Below are 15,064 nucleotides of genomic sequence, written 5' to 3'. Positions count from 1 at the left end.
AACAGATAAAGAAATATGCGGGAGGCTATGTGATCAGCTTACACTCCAAATGCCATTGATTCTCATTAAAAATAAGCGTGATACTCAATAGGCTCCTTCAATCACCCCCGTGGCGGACGCCTATTTGCCACTGTCTTTGCCTTCCCCCTTTCCAGCATCTCTTTCAGCACTTCTGTAAGCGGCTAGCGACGATTGACCAGCAACTGGCGCAGACGCAGCGGCTTGACCGGCTTGAGCAGAAACCCGAAACCGAGCGCACGCGCCCTGGCCTTGAGCGGCGCCGAGTGGTCCGCACTGATCACCACCACCGGCAAGCCCGGCCAGCGTTGTTGCAGGCGTTGCGCCTGCTTGAGGCCATCGGGCTGCCCTTCGCCCAGCTGATGATCGACGATCAAGACCTGCGGCGCGGCCACGGCCTGCTGCAACAGCACCTCGGCATCATCGGCGCAGTAAACACTCGCGCCCCAGCCCCCGAGCAATGACTGCATGCCGGCACACACCTCCCGATCATCCTCGACCACCCAGATAACGGTATCGAGCAGTGGCTGCGCGAGCGGTGACGCGCAAGGCTGGCCGGGAGAAGTCGCGTCAACCGCTGGCCCCTCCACACTGGCAGGCTGCCGAATCGGCACGCGGACCGCGAAGGCGGCGCCGCGCCCCGGCGTGCTGGTCAGCGACAGGGGGTGCTCCAGCAGGCCGGTGATGCGCTTGACGATCGCCAGCCCCAGCCCGAGGCCGCGTTGCTCGTTGTCCTGGCGCGGCGCCAGGCGTCGGAATTCCTGGAAGACCACCTCGCGCTGATGCTCGGCGATGCCGGGGCCGTTGTCGGCCACGGTGATCTCCAGCCAGTCACCGCGACGCCGACACCCCAGCAGCACTCGCCCGCGCGTCGAGCCATCCGGCACATGGCGCAGCGCATTGCTAAGAAAGTTGCGCACCACCCGCGCCAGCAATTGCAGGTCCGACTCGATGCTCAGATGACTGGCCACGTAATGCAGCTCGAGCCCACGGGCAGCGCCCAGTTGACGATATTCCTCGGCGAGCACATCCAGAAGTTCACGCACCGGGAAGACTGCGACATCCGCCGTCAGCACGCCGGCATCCAGCCGCGAGATATCGACCAGCGTGCCCAGCAGACTCTCGACATCTGCCAGCGAGCGTCCCAGCCGCGCCACCAGCTCGCCGGGCGTGGAGACGCCCTGCGAAGCGTCGCCCGGCGTGACGTCAGAAATGGCATCGCCTGGCAGGGAAGTATCCAGCGCCAGCCGCGCCAGTTGCTCTTCCAGGGCGCTGGCGAATAGCCGGGCGGCATTCAGGGGTTGCAGCAGGTCATGGCTGATGGCGGCGAGAAAGCGGGTCTTGGAGTGATTGGCCGCCTCGGCGGCGGCCTTGGCGGCGGTGAGGCGTCGATTGAGTGCCCCCAGCTCATCGAGGGTGCGATGCAGGGCATCGGTGCGCTCGCGCACCTGATCCGCCAGCAGCACCGCATGTTCGAAGGCGGCGTAGGGCGCGCTCGGTGAAGGACTGCTGGATTCGACCCGCTCGATCAGGGCGGCGTTGATCTTCTCCAGCTGGCGATTGCGTGCCTTGAGGGCGGCGAGTTCGGCGCTTTGAGCGTCCGTCTGAGTCAGAGCGTCCGGCTCGCTCAGAAAGCCCTGTTCGGTCAGCGGCGTATCAGGCGACATCCTGTCCTCCCGTGCCGTCGGCAACCGAGCGGCGCTGGCCGATCACCACGCCGGTGAAGGTCTGGTTGATGTGCATGCCGTGATGCTGCTCACCGTAGGTATTGAAGCCGATCACCCGGTGCCGCCTGAGCATGCGTGAAGCCTCATCCTCCAGTGCCAGCGCCTCGATCTCCATGCGCCGCAGAAAGCAGTCGCAGCCGATGGTCAGCGCGGGCGGTCCCAGGCGCGCCTCCACCTCGGCCAGGCGCTGCTCGAGCTGCTCGAGAATCGGCGTGGCCTGCATGGCGGTGAGCACGATGCCGGTCTCCACCGCGCAGTAGAAACTCAGGCTGGCATCATCATTCACGCGCTGGATGGAGCGCACGTAATGCGACTCGCCGATGCGCACCGCCAGCGGGCAACGCGCGAAGACCGCCTCCTCCAGCGCCTCGGGCGCGACGCCTGCCAGCCTGGCGTACTCCTCGGCGGCGGGCTCGGCATTCAGCTCCAGCACGCGGCGCGAATCGCGATCCACCGCCGTCACCACCAGCTTGTCGGCCAGCGGCGTGAGGTGATGGGTGCTGATGACCTCGAACGGCAGCCGCGTATTGACCACCACCACGACCGCCGCCTGATCATGGAAGACGCCATCGGCGTAGACATAGGTGTGCGACAGGCGATTGTCATCCCCGGCGGAGCCACCGAAGGCGGGGATGCTGCCCAGCGCCGCATCCAGCGTCGCCAGCACCTGCTCCTCGCTGCTCGAGAGCCCGTCGAGCAACGTCAACGCGAAGCTGTTGCCCATCACCGGCGCCACGGCCTGCTCGCGACAGCGTGCCAGCAGCTCGTCACTCAGCGCCTGGGCACGCGGAAGATCGAAACCGCTCAGATCATCGATCAGCACCTGCGCCAGCGCGAAGTCACTGCGCGCAAGGCCGATGGCGGTGATGGAGCCGCGCGCATAGCCCGCGGGCGTGATCTCGCCGGCGGTGGTGCAGCCGCTCACCGGCACCTCGCCGAAGGTGGCGGCCAGCGCCTGGCCCAGTGCCGCCAGCGGATAATCCGCCGAGCAGAAGAACAGCACCCCGCCGAGCCGCTCACGACTTCCCAGCGCCAGATCAAGCGTTCGGGCAAGCTCAGCCACCGCCGCCTGTGGGTCCTTGAGCTGGCTGGCCGCCGTGGCCAGCGGCACGGTATGCATCTCGCTCTGTGGCTGCGCCCTTTCCTTCACGCGACTGCTGACATCCGTCATGTCCCCTCCTCCCGTCGAGCGCGGCGGAGCCGGAGACGACGATCATCCGTCAGTGTCCGGCCTAGAGCACCAGCCCGCTGGCTCTCACCACGCGTCGTTCAATGGCGCCTTCCAGCGTCTCGCGGCGGGTTCCCGCCAGCGTGACCCGCGACTTGGCCCGCGTGATGCCGGTGTAGACCAGCTCGCGGGTCAGAATCGGGTTGGCGCCCTCAGGCAACACGAATAACACATGGCGGAACTCGGAACCCTGCGACTTGTGGACCGTCATCGCGAAGACGGTCTCCACCGCCTCGAGGCGTGACGGCAATACCGCGCGCACGCCACGGTGAAAGCGCTGGATGTCGGTGTCCTGCCCGTCACGCTCGGTGTCTGGCGTCGCCTCCTCCTCGACCGGGAAGAACACACGCAGACGCCCGCCGGCGGCGGGGTCCGGCAGGGTGATGCCGACATCGCCGTTGTAGAGCCCCAGTGCGCGGTCGTTGCGCGTCACCATCACCGGGCGACCGGCGTACCAGCCGCGCTCGTCGGCGATCAGGCCGCGCCGCATCAGCACTCGCGCCACGCGCTGGTTGAGGCCATCGACGCCGTAGGGGCCACGGCGCAGCGCGCACAGCAGCTGGAACTCGAGCAGCAGGTCGATCACCTCACGCGCCGGACGCCGCTCACGCACGGCCTCCAGCGCCGGGCGGTAGCCGTTGACTACCAGCTTCTCGAGATCGCGGTCCTCCGGGCCACTGAGCTTGAGCCAGGCGATGTCGCGATAACCGGCCTTCCAGACCTCGCGCAGCGCCTGACGATCACCGGCGTTGCTGGCGCGTGCCAGCGCGCCGATGCCACTGTCGGCAGAGAAGCGATAGCTCTTCTGCAGCACCACCACGTGATCGGCGAGTCGGCCGCGCGTCGCTGATGTTTCCTCCAAGTCCTGGCCATCAGGCACGGCGATGGCCTGCTCCAGCGTTTCGCCGGTCAGGCGAGTGAGATCTTCACACAGCGCCGGTGAATAGCGCGGCGGCAGCGCATGCTCGCAGAGATCGCCCAGCACGGCGCCGGCTTCCACCGAGGCCAGCTGGTCCTTGTCGCCGAGCAGAATCAGGCGGGCGTGGGCGGGCAGCGCGCCGAGCAGTGCGGCCATCAGATCGAGATCGACCATCGAGGCCTCGTCCACCACCAGCAGATCCAGCGCCAGCGGGTTACCGGCGTGATGGCGGAAGTGGCGCGAATCCGGACGTGCGCCCAGCAGGCGGTGCACAGTGCTTGCCTCGCGCGGGATGGCGGCGCGTACCGCGTCTGGCACCTCGAGCTTCGCCACCGCCCCCCGGATCGACTCCGACAGCCGCGCCGCCGCCTTGCCGGTCGGGGCGACCAGGCGGATATCCAGCGCCCGCCGCTCGTGCGATTGGGCTGTCTCTTCGCTCTCCAGCTCGCCCTCTACACCGTCAGTCCCACCCGCCAGCGCCTGAGCCTGCAACAGCGCCAACAGGCGCGTGACGGTGGTGGTCTTGCCGGTGCCGGGGCCGCCGGAGATCACCGTCAGGCGCTGACGCAACGCCAGGGCACAGGCCAGCTTCTGCCAGTCCGGCTCGCCGTGCGGGTCCGGCTGATTGCTGGCGAACAGCTCGCGCAGACGCTCGCCCAGCGCATCGCTGACCCGCGCCTCGCCCTCCTCGCTCGGCCCCATCCGCGCACGCAGCCCCGCCGCGACTTCACGCTCGGCCTGCCAGTAACGGCGCAGGTAGAGGCGCTCGCCCACCAGCACCAGCGGGCGCAGCGGTAGATGGCCTGCCGGGGAATCGGCCTGCGCCAGCACGCTGACCAGCCGCGATGCCGCCAGTTGCTCGGCCCAGCGCCCGGCATCGAGATCCGCCAGGAAGGCTTCCGGCAGGGCCACGCTGACCTCGGCCAGATGCGCCTCGGACTGCTCCAGCGGCGGCAGCGACAGGGTCGCGCGTGGCTCGGCCAGCGCCCGCGACAGCGACAGGCACACATGCCCGCGCCCCAGCTGGTGGCTGGCCAACGCGGCCGCCAGCAGCACGCTGGCCGGGGCCTCCGGCACATGGCGCGCCATGAAGCGCACCAGATGGGCATCGACGCGCCTAAGCCAGCCCAGCTCCACCCACAGTCCGAGCGTGGCGAGCAGGGTGTCGGCAGTCGGGGCGTCAGGGGCAGCGCTGAGCTGCTGCGTTGGCACAGACATGGTGTCAGACATCGAAGGCCCCCTGCTGGCCGCTTTGCGTGAGTGGCGAGGTGTCGGTGGTGTTGAGGAGCAGGCTGTCCAATGCGGAGCTGTCGCCGCCCAGCCAGAGATCCAGCGCCTCGATCAGCGCCTGTGATGGCCTGCGCTGGAAGACGCCAGGCGTCGCCATTCCGGGCGTCGCCATTCCGGGCGTCGCCATTCCGGGCGTCGCTTCAGTCTCATCCACCGCAAGCGCGGGTGAGTCACCGCCGGCATCCAGGCCACGCAGGAAGACATACAGCACCCCGCCCATGCAGCGCTCGTAATCGTAGTCGTCGCCGAGGCGCGCCTTGAGCAGACGATGCAGCGCGAGGGTGTAGAGCACGTATTGCAGGTCGTAGCGGTGCTCGACCATGGCGCGGGCCAGTGACTCGCCAAGATAATCCTCGGGGCGCTCGCCCAGATAGTTGGATTTCCAGTCCAGCACGTACCAGCGCCCGCCGGACTGGAAGGTCAGATCGATGAAGCCCTTGAGCATGCCGTGCATGCGACGTGGCGCGAGTCTGGGACGCGAGCGCGGCAACGGTTCCAGCGCGGTGACCACGGCATCCAGCGGCAGACTGCGTGCGTGCACGGCCGGCAGCCAGAATTCCAGCTCCGGCAGCCAGGCCTCCAGCCGGTTGAGCAAGATAGGCTCGCCCTCGAAGCCCTGCAGCGGGCGGGTCAGCGCCTGCTCCAGCCAGTCGGTGAGGCGCGGCTGCCAACTGGCATCGAAGCCACCGAAATGCAGCCGCGAGCCCACCAGCCGCTCAAGCTCGCCGCGATAGTCATCCGCACCGAGGCGATCGAGGTCCACCGCCTCCAGCAGGCCATGCAGGAAGGTCCCCGGGCGCGGTCCGCGCGGGAAATCATGCAGATGGATCTCGCCCACCGTCATCGGCAGGCCGCCAGCCAGCAGCGGGCCGGACTGCCCGGCCACCTCGCGGTCCGGGCGCGTCAGGCCCTGCTCGCCCTCTTCCAGCGCGATCTCGGTGGCGCCCTCGGGCACGCGGTCATCCGCGGCATCGGCGGTGTCTTCCAGCGCCGCCGTCACCTGACGGGCATCGGTGAGCAAGGCGGTGTAGGAGGCGATCCACCAGTCATCCTCGATACCGCCCGCGAAGTGGCGCGCGCCGTGGAAGTGCTGATCGCGCTCCGCCGGTGGCTGATATTCGTGGCCTGCTGGCGTGGGCAGGCCGGAAACGCGCGCCAGGCCGGCAGACTGCTGTTCACACCAGCCGAGCAGCGCGGCCTCGATGGCGCTGGCCTCGATGTCCGGGGTATCACTCAGGCCGAGCAGGTAGCCGACGGCGGTGGACGGCAGGCTCAGCTGCTTGCTGAAACCGCCCTTGCCGATGGGCGCCAGTCCCAGCCAGCAGGCGAACTTGGGACGCGTCAGCGCCACGTAGAGCAGACGCACGTCTTCCATCAGCCTTGCATGGTCGGCCGCCGCGATGGCCTCCCTGGAGGGCTTCTTGACCAGGATGCTGTCATCGAGAGCGTCATCCTCCTGATCGACTCTGTGAGCAGGCACTTTCTCGTTATCGTCTTTCTCGTTATCGCCTTCCACGTCATCACCTTCCACGTCAGCCGAAGCCAGCCAGCGCTGCTTGAGGGTCAGCAGGCCGAAATTCCTGTCCGGCTCGGCCGCGCGGAAGCTGGCCATGAACGGCAACAGCACGATGGGATACTCAAGCCCCTTGGACTTGTGGATGGTGACGACGCGCACTAGCCCCTCATCACTTTCCAGCCGCTGACTGAGGCTATCGCTGTCCAGCGCTTCATGACCGGATTCCAGCGCCTGATGCCACCAGCGCAGTAACGCCTGCTCGCCATCGAGGCGCTGGGCGGCATTCTGGGCCAGCTCGCCAAGGTGCAGCACGTCCGTCAGGGCGCGCTCGCCCCCGGCGCGCGCCGCCAATCGCTCACCGACCCGGAAATCGCGCATCACGCCGCGCAGCATCGGCAGCACGCCGCGCCGCTGCCAGTCGCGGTGATAGCCATCGAAGCGCTCGACTTCACGCTCCCAGGCCAGCTCATCCACCGCGAGGCGTTCGACCAGCGAGAGATCCTCGGCCAGCAGCCGCGTCGCCAGCGCCGCGCGCAGGCGGCGGTCATCACGCGGATGGGCCACGGCCTCGAACAGCTGCAGCAGCTCGAAGGCCTCCGGTGTGTCGAATACCGAGCTCTTCTCGCTCAGATAGACGCTGCGGATGCCGCCTTCGGCCAGCGCGCTACGTACCGCTGCAGCCTCGCGGCCGTTGCGCACCAGCACGGCGATATCGCTGGCGGCCACGCCACGCGGCGTCGCATCCCCTTCGTCCATGAACACCAGCCCCGGCTCGCCCGCCGCCAGACGCTGCTGCCCTTCCAGCAAGGCCTGGATCTGGGCGCGACAGGCACCACTCATGGCGCGGCGGTGGTCATCGGCGCTAAGACGCTCACCGCTGGCCCACCACAGATTCAGCGCGCAGGCGGCCTCTTCGCGGCCATCCGCATGACGCAGTACCAGCCGGGTGCGCGTGCCCTGGGCCTCGACCGGCTGGAAGGGAATGTCCTCACTGCCGAAGGGCGCCTGATGCTGGGCGAACAGGGCATTCACCGCGGACACCATCGCGGCGCTGGAGCGGAAGTTGCGCGGCAGGGTGAAGCGCGAGCTGGTGACCTTGCGCGCCGCCAGATAGGTGTCGATATCGGCGCCGCGGAAGGCATAGATAGCCTGCTTGGGATCACCGATCATCAACAGCGTGCTGGGCGCCTCGCCAGCATCGTTGCCGACATCACTGCCGATGGCATCGTCATCGGTCGGGCTATCGCCCGCCGTCTGCGGATAGATGCGCCGGAAGATGCGGTACTGGACCGGATCGGTGTCCTGGAATTCGTCGATCATCGCCACCGGCAGTTCCTGACGGATCTGGCGCGCCAGTCGCTGGCTGGCCTCGCCATTGAGCGTCGGGTCCAGCGCGTGATCGAGATCATTGAGCAGGTCCGAGAATTCCCACAGCCCGAGGCGGCGCTTCTCGCAGATCAGGGCACGGGCGACGCTGTCACGCGCGTGCACGGCGACCTGATCCAGCAGTACGGCGTCCGGGGCGGGCACCTCGGCCAGCATGTCCAGCGCCGCGAAGAAGGGGTGGCGCGGCGTCTGGCAGTTCTTCTTGGTGCCCTTCTCGAGCTTGGCCTGACTCAGCCAGCACAGCTTCTTGCTGTCGAGCATGTCAGCGGCGAAGTCGTGCTCGCCGCTGGCCAGCCAGGCGGCCGTCGCCGCCAGGCGGGGCTCGAGCTCGGCTTCCTTGTAGCTGTTGCCGTTGAGGGCCTTGCTGGCGAAGGCCTCACCCATCACCGCGCGGATAGCCGCCTCATCGAAGCTTTCCTCGACGGCGCGCCGAGCGGCCTCCTGCTGCTGACGCCACTGTTCGGCATTGCCGAGCAGCTCGCTCAGGTCGTCCGGGGCCTCAAGACATTCGCCGTCGCGGTACAGCGGGCGTGGCGTGCCATCCCGCAGCAGGCCGCGCAGCTCTTCACCCAGCGCGTCGGGCCCGGCCCAGCGCCCACGGATCAAGGCCTGCCATTCGCGGGCCAGCGGATAGAACTCGCAGCGCCAGTAATCCTCGACGCAGCGCGCCAGCAGCGACTGGCCGTCCTGCAACAGCTCGGCGCCGAAGCGCCCGCCGGCATCGAAGGCATGTCGACTGAGCATGCGCTGACAGAAGCCGTGGATGGTGAAGATGGCGGCGTCATCCATCAGGCGCGCGGCCTGATCGAGGCGCCGTGCCGCGGCAGCCTTGAGGCGCGCTGTGTCCTCGGCAGGTGATGATGTCAGCAGCGGCGCGAGCAACTCGGCCAGCACCGGATCAGGACTAGCACGCTCCAACAGCGCCTCACGCGCCTGCTTGAGGCGCGCCCGAATGCGGTCACGCAGCTCCGCAGTGGCGGCTTCGGTGAAGGTCACCACCAGAATCTCCGGCGGCGTCAGCGGGCGCGGATAGCAGACGCCCGCGTCCTGGCCGGGCAAGGGCCCGAGCACCAGCCGCACGTAGAGCGCGGCGAGGGTGAAGGTCTTGCCGGTGCCGGCACTCGCCTCGATCAAATGCTGACCGAGCAGCGGCAGCGTCGGAATATCGAGGGCCTGGCCCTGCTGGCTCTGATCCATCTCGTCACTCATTGCCGCTTCCTTGTCCTGAGCGATGCCACTCCTCACGCCACTCTCCACACCGCGCATGTCTTCCACCCTGGTATCGCTCATGACGTCGCCTTCCCGGTGGCAAGCTCCACCGCGCGTTCGCCGAGAATGCCCTGACGCACGCCGATCATGCTCTCGATCAGCGGCTGGTAGAGCTGCACGCTGTTGAGCACGCCGCCGGCCTGTGCAAAGGCCTCGAACTCCGGCCACAGCTCGCCCAGCGCGCCTTCCTGCCGCCTGAGCGCCTGGGGGCCCTTGAAGATGTCTTCGCTGAAGCGGGTTTCCATGGCGCGCGTCAGGCTCTCACCAAGCCAGGGCTTGTGAATGGCGGCCAGCGCCGTCTCAAGGTTTGCGCTGCCGTCAGCGGCCTGCGCCTTGAGCACGCCGAACAGGGCATTGCGATCCTCCTCGCCCACCACCTCCCAGAGGGTGGTCGCCAGTTCCAGCGCGGCCGCCAGCGGCGCCTGCCAGCCCTGGGCATAGGCCTTGACGATATGGCGCAGCGCGGCCTCGGCCTGCTCGATGCGCAGCGCGGGGAACAGCAGCCAGCGGTCCTCGAACACCGCAAGCCACTGATAGCCTTCACGGCTTGCGTCCTGATCACCTGCCACTTCCCCGAGGCCGGGGCGCGCATTGGCCATCAGCCAGTCGAGGTAGCCGGCCAGCAGACGATGCGGCTTGCCGAGCTTCTTGTAGCGCCCTTCCTTGCCGGGCTTGAGGGTGCCGAAGTGGGTCGCCTCCAGCGTGGCCAGCAGGCGGCTTTCGCCCTCGGCGTCATCGCGCAGCTGCTGACGGCTGATCAGACGCGTGGTGAGGGTCACGCGCAGCATCTCGCCGCCCTCATCCTGCATGATCAGCGGTACCTCGAGGGTACGCGGCGGCAGCGAAATGGCATCGCTGAGCTGGTCACGCCAGCTGGCCAACTGCTGGTCGAGACGCTTGAGGCGCGGTTCGATCAAGGCATCGGCAAAGCCCAGCGCCGGCAGCCGCCCTGCCCGGCGCAGACGTTCGGCGGCCAGCGGCAGTGACTGCCCGGCAAGCGCGGCGTCCAGCAGCTCGCGGGTCAGGGTGAAGTTCTCCAGCCCGTCGGGGGCGAAGGGTTCGTTGTCTTCATCCGGCACCTCGGCATCGCGGAAGCGCACGCCGACGCGGTCCAACCCCAGCTGCCAGGGGCGGCGCAGGAAGCGCGCCAGCGAATCGGCGCCGAGGCGCAGATGGAACTCCGGCGCCTGCTCCACCAGCTGCCTCAAGGCAGTCGCTGCCGCCGCTTTCACCTGACTGGCATTGCTTGGGTTTTCCTGAAGTGTTTCAGGCACTTGAGCCTGACCCGCCGCGCGATACAGGCTCGACCAGCTGGCGTCATAGCTGAACAGATCGACGACCGCTGCCTGGGAGGCATGGAAATAGCGCCGCGAGAACGGCTGCAGCGGGTGCTCGGTGATCAGGCGTTCACGCAGCGCCGCCTCGCGCGAACGCTTGGCGGAGTGCGGCTGCTCGGGCTCCCAGCCCAGCTCGATGTAGTCGAGCAGTTCACCGACCAGCACCGAGGGTGGCCGCTCGCCGTTGTCGCGCTGGTCACGCCCGACCCACGAGATCGACAGGCGATCCCGCGCCGCCAGCAGCGCCTCCAGGAACAGGTAGCGATCATCGTCGCGGCGTGAACGGTCGCCCGCCTGCGGGCGGCTGGCCATCAGGTCGAAATCCTGCGGCATGCGCACCCGCGGGTAGTCGCCATCGTTCATGCCCAGCAGGTGCACTTCGCGGAAGGGAATCGCACGCATCGGCATCAGGGTGGCGAAGTTGACGCGCCCGGCGAGGAAGCGTTGGGCGAGACCGCCGCTGTCCAGCTCGCCGCGTAGCGCCTCGCGCACCACCTTGAGCGACAGACAGCCATCGAAACCGGCCTGCTGCCAACCCTTGTCGAGGCGCGAGAGCGCCGCCTGCAGACGTGCCAGAATGTCGAATTCCTCGGCGCTATCCGGGCTGAGGCTCTCCTCCCACAGCCGCTGCAGCGTGGTGGCCCAGTCCGCCGGCGTACGCGAGGTATCCAGCCAGCGCCGCCAGCGATCCAGGCTCTCGATCAGCTCGCCGACCTTGCCTGCCAGCTCGGCCTCGAGACCGGCCACTTCATCGAAGGGCACCACGCCGTCGAAGCTCAGGCCGTTCATGTCGACAAGGCCGTCCATCAAGTCGTCCCTCTGGCCGTCCATCAGGTCGGCGCTCTGCTCATCGCCAACTCCCCCCTGCGCGGGGCGGCCGGCCGCGGGGGCGCCGGTGGCGTAGCCCAGCAGCATGCGCTCGAGGCCGAAGCGCCAGCTGTTCTCGTCGAGGGGCATGAAGCCGAGCTGCTCCCGGTGCTCACCGGAGAGTCCCCAGCGGACGCCGCTGTCGGCCAGCCAGCGCCGCAGACGCTCGAGCTCGCCCTCCTCGATGGCGAAACGACGCCGGAAGGCGGCGACATCCAGCGCATCCAGCACCTCGCTGACGCCGAGGCGGCGCTCCGGCAGTTCCAGCAGCATCAGCACCAGCCCGAGCAGCGGGTTGGCCTGACTGGCCACGCGGTCGGCGATGGTGAAGGGAATATGGCGCGGATTGCCCGGCGGCAGCTGACCGAACACCGCCTCGATATAGGGGGCATATCGGTCGATGTCGGGCACCATCACCAGGATGTCGCGCGGCCGTAGCGGCTCGCCCTCGCCGCGTTTCTCGGCGTCATGGGCCCGCTCGAAGGCCGCCAGCAGGCGGTCATGGAGGATCTCGACCTCACGCAGTGCCGAGTGGGCGCTGACCAGACTGATGGAGTCGTCATCGGCCGCGAGCAACCGCGGACTGCCCTCGGCCAGCGCACGCTCGCCGGGGTGGACCAGCTCGAGTATCTCGTCCTGGATCTGCTGCAGAAGCGGTGCCTGTTCGGGAGGCGTGTCCTCGCTGATGCGCGGCACGAAGACGTCCAGCTCGAGATCGAAGCCGCTGTCGCGCCCCGACAGCGCACTCTCGAATTCATACAGGCTGACGATGAAGTCACGCCCCTGTGCGCCAAGTCCTGCCAGCAGCGGGTTGGCCTTGAGGTGCAACTCCTCCTCCGCCAGCCCGATCAGCGCCGGTGCCTCGGGGTGACGGGCACGCTGTTGCGCGAGGCGCTCGCTGTCCATGCGCTGGCTGTCTGCTCGCGAACTGCGCCGCACGGCTTCACGGTCGGAGACGATATCGCCCCAGTAATGGCGGCAGGGATTGGTGATCATCAGATAGATGTCCATCACCCCGGACAGCGCATGCAGCGCATCCAGCGTCTGGCCCGGCAACGCCGAGATACCGAACACGAACAGGCGTGGCGGCAGCGGATGACGGCGTGTCGAGGGCAGTGTCTCCAGCGCGCGCGCCGCCGCGACGAAGCGACCATGCAGGGCGGCGCGGTGATGCTGGCGGCTGCTGGATGGCGCATCGGCCAGTACCGCTCGCCACAGTGCCGGCTGCCACTGCTGGCTGTGCGGCAGGTTGTCGGGCAGCAGATTGGCCGGCAGCTCGCTTGCGGCCTGCTGGCGCGCGAAGGCATCCCGGAAGTTGTCGTCTTCAAGCCCGCTCTCCCAACTGCGTACCCACTCGGGGCGATAGTTGAGGTACTGATCGAACAGGTCCGCCAGCTGACAGGCCAGCTGCCACTGCTGACGCTCAGCCTCGGGGCCTTCGGGCAGCGCTGGCAATGCGTCCTCACCGACCGCCTCGATCAACTGGCCACGCTCGTCGCGACACAGGTAATCCCTGAGCGGCGCATAGCATTCGGCCCGGGATTCATCGGCCAGCAGCCCCGGCAGCAGGCGCAGCAGACGCCAGGCAAGCGGGCCCTTGTCGAAGGGCGACAGCTCCGGAATCTCGTCGCCCAGCACGCCGCCCAATACCCCGCGATAGGCGCGCCATACGAAGCTTGAGGGCAGTGGAAAATCCACCGAGGCGGCGATGCCATCGGCCTCGGCCAATGACAATCTCAGCCACTGGGCCATGCCGTTGGACTGGACGAGGAAGGTTTCCGGCACCAGCGGAGGCTGAGGCGCGGCCTTGATCACCTTGAGAGCCAGATCGCGCAGGTCCTCGAGGTGATTGGCGTGAAGAACGGTAAACATGCGGGCATCCTGCTGGGAGTGACAACCCGGCCATCGTGGCCGTGGCAAGCCGCTGCGCGGAAGAGACAATGAATGGCTCTATCCTAGCGTCGCCGTGGCGCCGGCCCAAACGAAAAACGCGCACCACCCAGAGGGTGATGCGCGTTTTCAGACAGAGGCAGGCCACAAGGGCCTGCCTCTCATCCTGCGATGCCAGATACGCTGATCAGACGATGCGCATCAGTTCGCGGCCGCGCGGGCTGATCGCCAGCCACAGGCCGAGCACCACGCCCATCAGCGACAGCGCCGCCACGTACCAGGTCGGCGACAGCGGCGAGACGGTCATCATCAGCGAGACCAGAATCGGCGTGAAGCCACCGAAGATGGCGTAGGCGACATTGTAGGAGAACGACAGGCCAGTGAAGCGCACCGCCGGCGGGAAGCCGCGGATCGCGATGCTCGGCACCGCGCCGACGATGCCGACGCTGAAGCCGGTCAGGCAGTAGAGCGGCACCAGCAGGCTGGGGTCTGAGTGCATGGTGGCGAGGAAGACCCAGTAGGTGATGCCCAGCAAGGCGCTCCACAGCACCAGGGTGACGCCGGCGCCGATGCGATCGACCATGTAACCGGAGACGATGCAGCCGACGCACACCGCCACGATCGCCAGACTGTTGGCGGAGAAGGCCGCGGCGCGGCTCAGGCCCTCGAGGCCCGCGATCAGGCTCGGCGTCATCAGGATCACGACCACAATGGCAGCGGTCAGAATCCAGGTGACCGCCATCGCCACGGCAATCGCCGGACGCTGTTCCCGCAGGATCATCTTCAAGGGCAGCTCGGCGGCCAGCGCCTTCTTCTGCTGCATCTCGGCGAATACCGGCGTCTCGTGCAACCAGCGACGCAGATAGACCGAGAACAGCCCGAACACGCCACCGATGATGAACGGAATCCGCCAGGCGAAATCACTGACCTCTTGCGGGGTGTAGACACTGTTGATGGCGCTGGCCATCAGCGAGCCGAGCAGGATGCCACCCACCAGACCCATCGAGAGCGTGCCGCAGGCCAGGCCATTGTGACGCGGTGCGACGTGCTCGCTGACGAACACCCAGGCACCCGGCACCTCACCGCCGACCGCCGCGCCCTGGAACAGACGCAGGATGATCAGTAGCAGCGGCGCCCACATGCCGATGACGGCATAGGTCGGCAGCATGCCCATCAGCAGGGTCGGCAGCGACATCATGAAGATGGATAGCGTGAACATTTTCTTGCGGCCCAGCGTATCGCCGAAGTGGGCCATGATGATGCCACCCAGCGGGCGCGCCAGATAACCGGCGGCGAAGATGCCGAAGGTCTGCACCTGACGCAGCCACTCGGGAATGTCGGGCGGGAAGAACAGCTGGCCGACGACAGTGGCGAAGAACACGAAGATGACGAAGTCATAGAACTCGAGGGCGCCGCCGAGAGCGGACAGACCGAGTACCTTGATGTCACCACGCTTGAGCGAATTTTCGTTGGGCAAATCGTGAGCAGCGGAGGCGGAGCCCGCTGCGGGGACGGAATCGTTCATGGATCTCTGTTTAGCGGGGGCTGGTGTCCAGCGATGGTCAAGGGTGATTCACGCGTCGCACATCTTGTCTTGGAGGCTTTCAGTCGGGGAGA

At 67.5% G+C, this 15,064-nt stretch carries 6 protein-coding genes; all 6 read right to left on the bottom strand.

Translation table 11 applies throughout. The annotated features are described in order from the left end of the window. Positions 1–182: 182 nt before the first annotated feature. Positions 183–1,685 (bottom strand): hybrid sensor histidine kinase/response regulator, encoded by a 1,503-nt coding sequence (locus tag QD208_RS01360; RefSeq protein ID WP_279835373.1) that lies wholly within the window; start codon positions 1,683–1,685, stop codon positions 183–185. Then, complete coding sequence (gene nosP, locus QD208_RS01355; RefSeq protein WP_279835460.1) at positions 1,675–2,865, bottom strand: nitric oxide-sensing protein NosP; 1,191 nt, start codon at positions 2,863–2,865, stop codon at positions 1,675–1,677. The genes QD208_RS01360 and nosP overlap by 11 nt, the downstream gene beginning before the upstream one ends. A 112-nt stretch (positions 2,866–2,977) precedes the next feature. Further along, complete coding sequence (gene recD, locus QD208_RS01350) at positions 2,978–5,110, bottom strand: exodeoxyribonuclease V subunit alpha (RefSeq protein WP_279835371.1); 2,133 nt, start codon at positions 5,108–5,110, stop codon at positions 2,978–2,980. A 4-nt stretch (positions 5,111–5,114) separates the two neighbouring features. After that, positions 5,115–9,374 carry an exodeoxyribonuclease V subunit beta gene (gene recB / locus QD208_RS01345; protein ID WP_279835369.1) on the bottom strand — a complete coding sequence of 1,420 codons (4,260 nt, stop codon included), beginning with the start codon at positions 9,372–9,374 and terminating at the stop codon, positions 5,115–5,117. Then, positions 9,371–13,429, bottom strand: coding sequence for an exodeoxyribonuclease V subunit gamma (gene recC, locus QD208_RS01340; protein WP_279835368.1), 4,059 nt, complete (start codon positions 13,427–13,429; stop codon positions 9,371–9,373). Before recC ends, recB begins: the two co-directional genes overlap by 4 nt. 205 nt (positions 13,430–13,634) lie before the next feature. After that, positions 13,635–14,972 carry an MFS transporter gene (locus QD208_RS01335; RefSeq protein WP_052384471.1) on the bottom strand — a complete coding sequence of 446 codons (1,338 nt, stop codon included), beginning with the start codon at positions 14,970–14,972 and terminating at the stop codon, positions 13,635–13,637. Positions 14,973–15,064: the final 92 nt, after the last annotated feature.

Origin of the sequence: Cobetia sp. 29-18-1 (assembly GCF_029846405.1) — a bacterium.
GTDB lineage: Bacteria > Pseudomonadota > Gammaproteobacteria > Pseudomonadales > Halomonadaceae > Cobetia > Cobetia amphilecti.
This window is presented reverse-complemented; position numbering and strand designations above follow the sequence as displayed.

Bases quoted from the DNA above. Each gene is read 5' to 3' on its own strand.
- QD208_RS01360 (WP_279835373.1), bottom strand. From the start codon at position 1,685: ATGTCGCCTGATACGCCGCTGACCGAACAGGGCTTTCTGAGCGAGCCG.
- QD208_RS01335 (WP_052384471.1), bottom strand. From the start codon at position 14,972: ATGAACGATTCCGTCCCCGCAGCGGGCTCCGCCTCCGCTGCTCACGAT.
- recB (WP_279835369.1), bottom strand. From the start codon at position 9,374: ATGAGCGATACCAGGGTGGAAGACATGCGCGGTGTGGAGAGTGGCGTG.
- recD (WP_279835371.1), bottom strand. From the start codon at position 5,110: ATGTCTGTGCCAACGCAGCAGCTCAGCGCTGCCCCTGACGCCCCGACT.
- nosP (WP_279835460.1), bottom strand. From the start codon at position 2,865: ATGCATACCGTGCCGCTGGCCACGGCGGCCAGCCAGCTCAAGGACCCA.
- recC (WP_279835368.1), bottom strand. From the start codon at position 13,429: ATGTTTACCGTTCTTCACGCCAATCACCTCGAGGACCTGCGCGATCTG.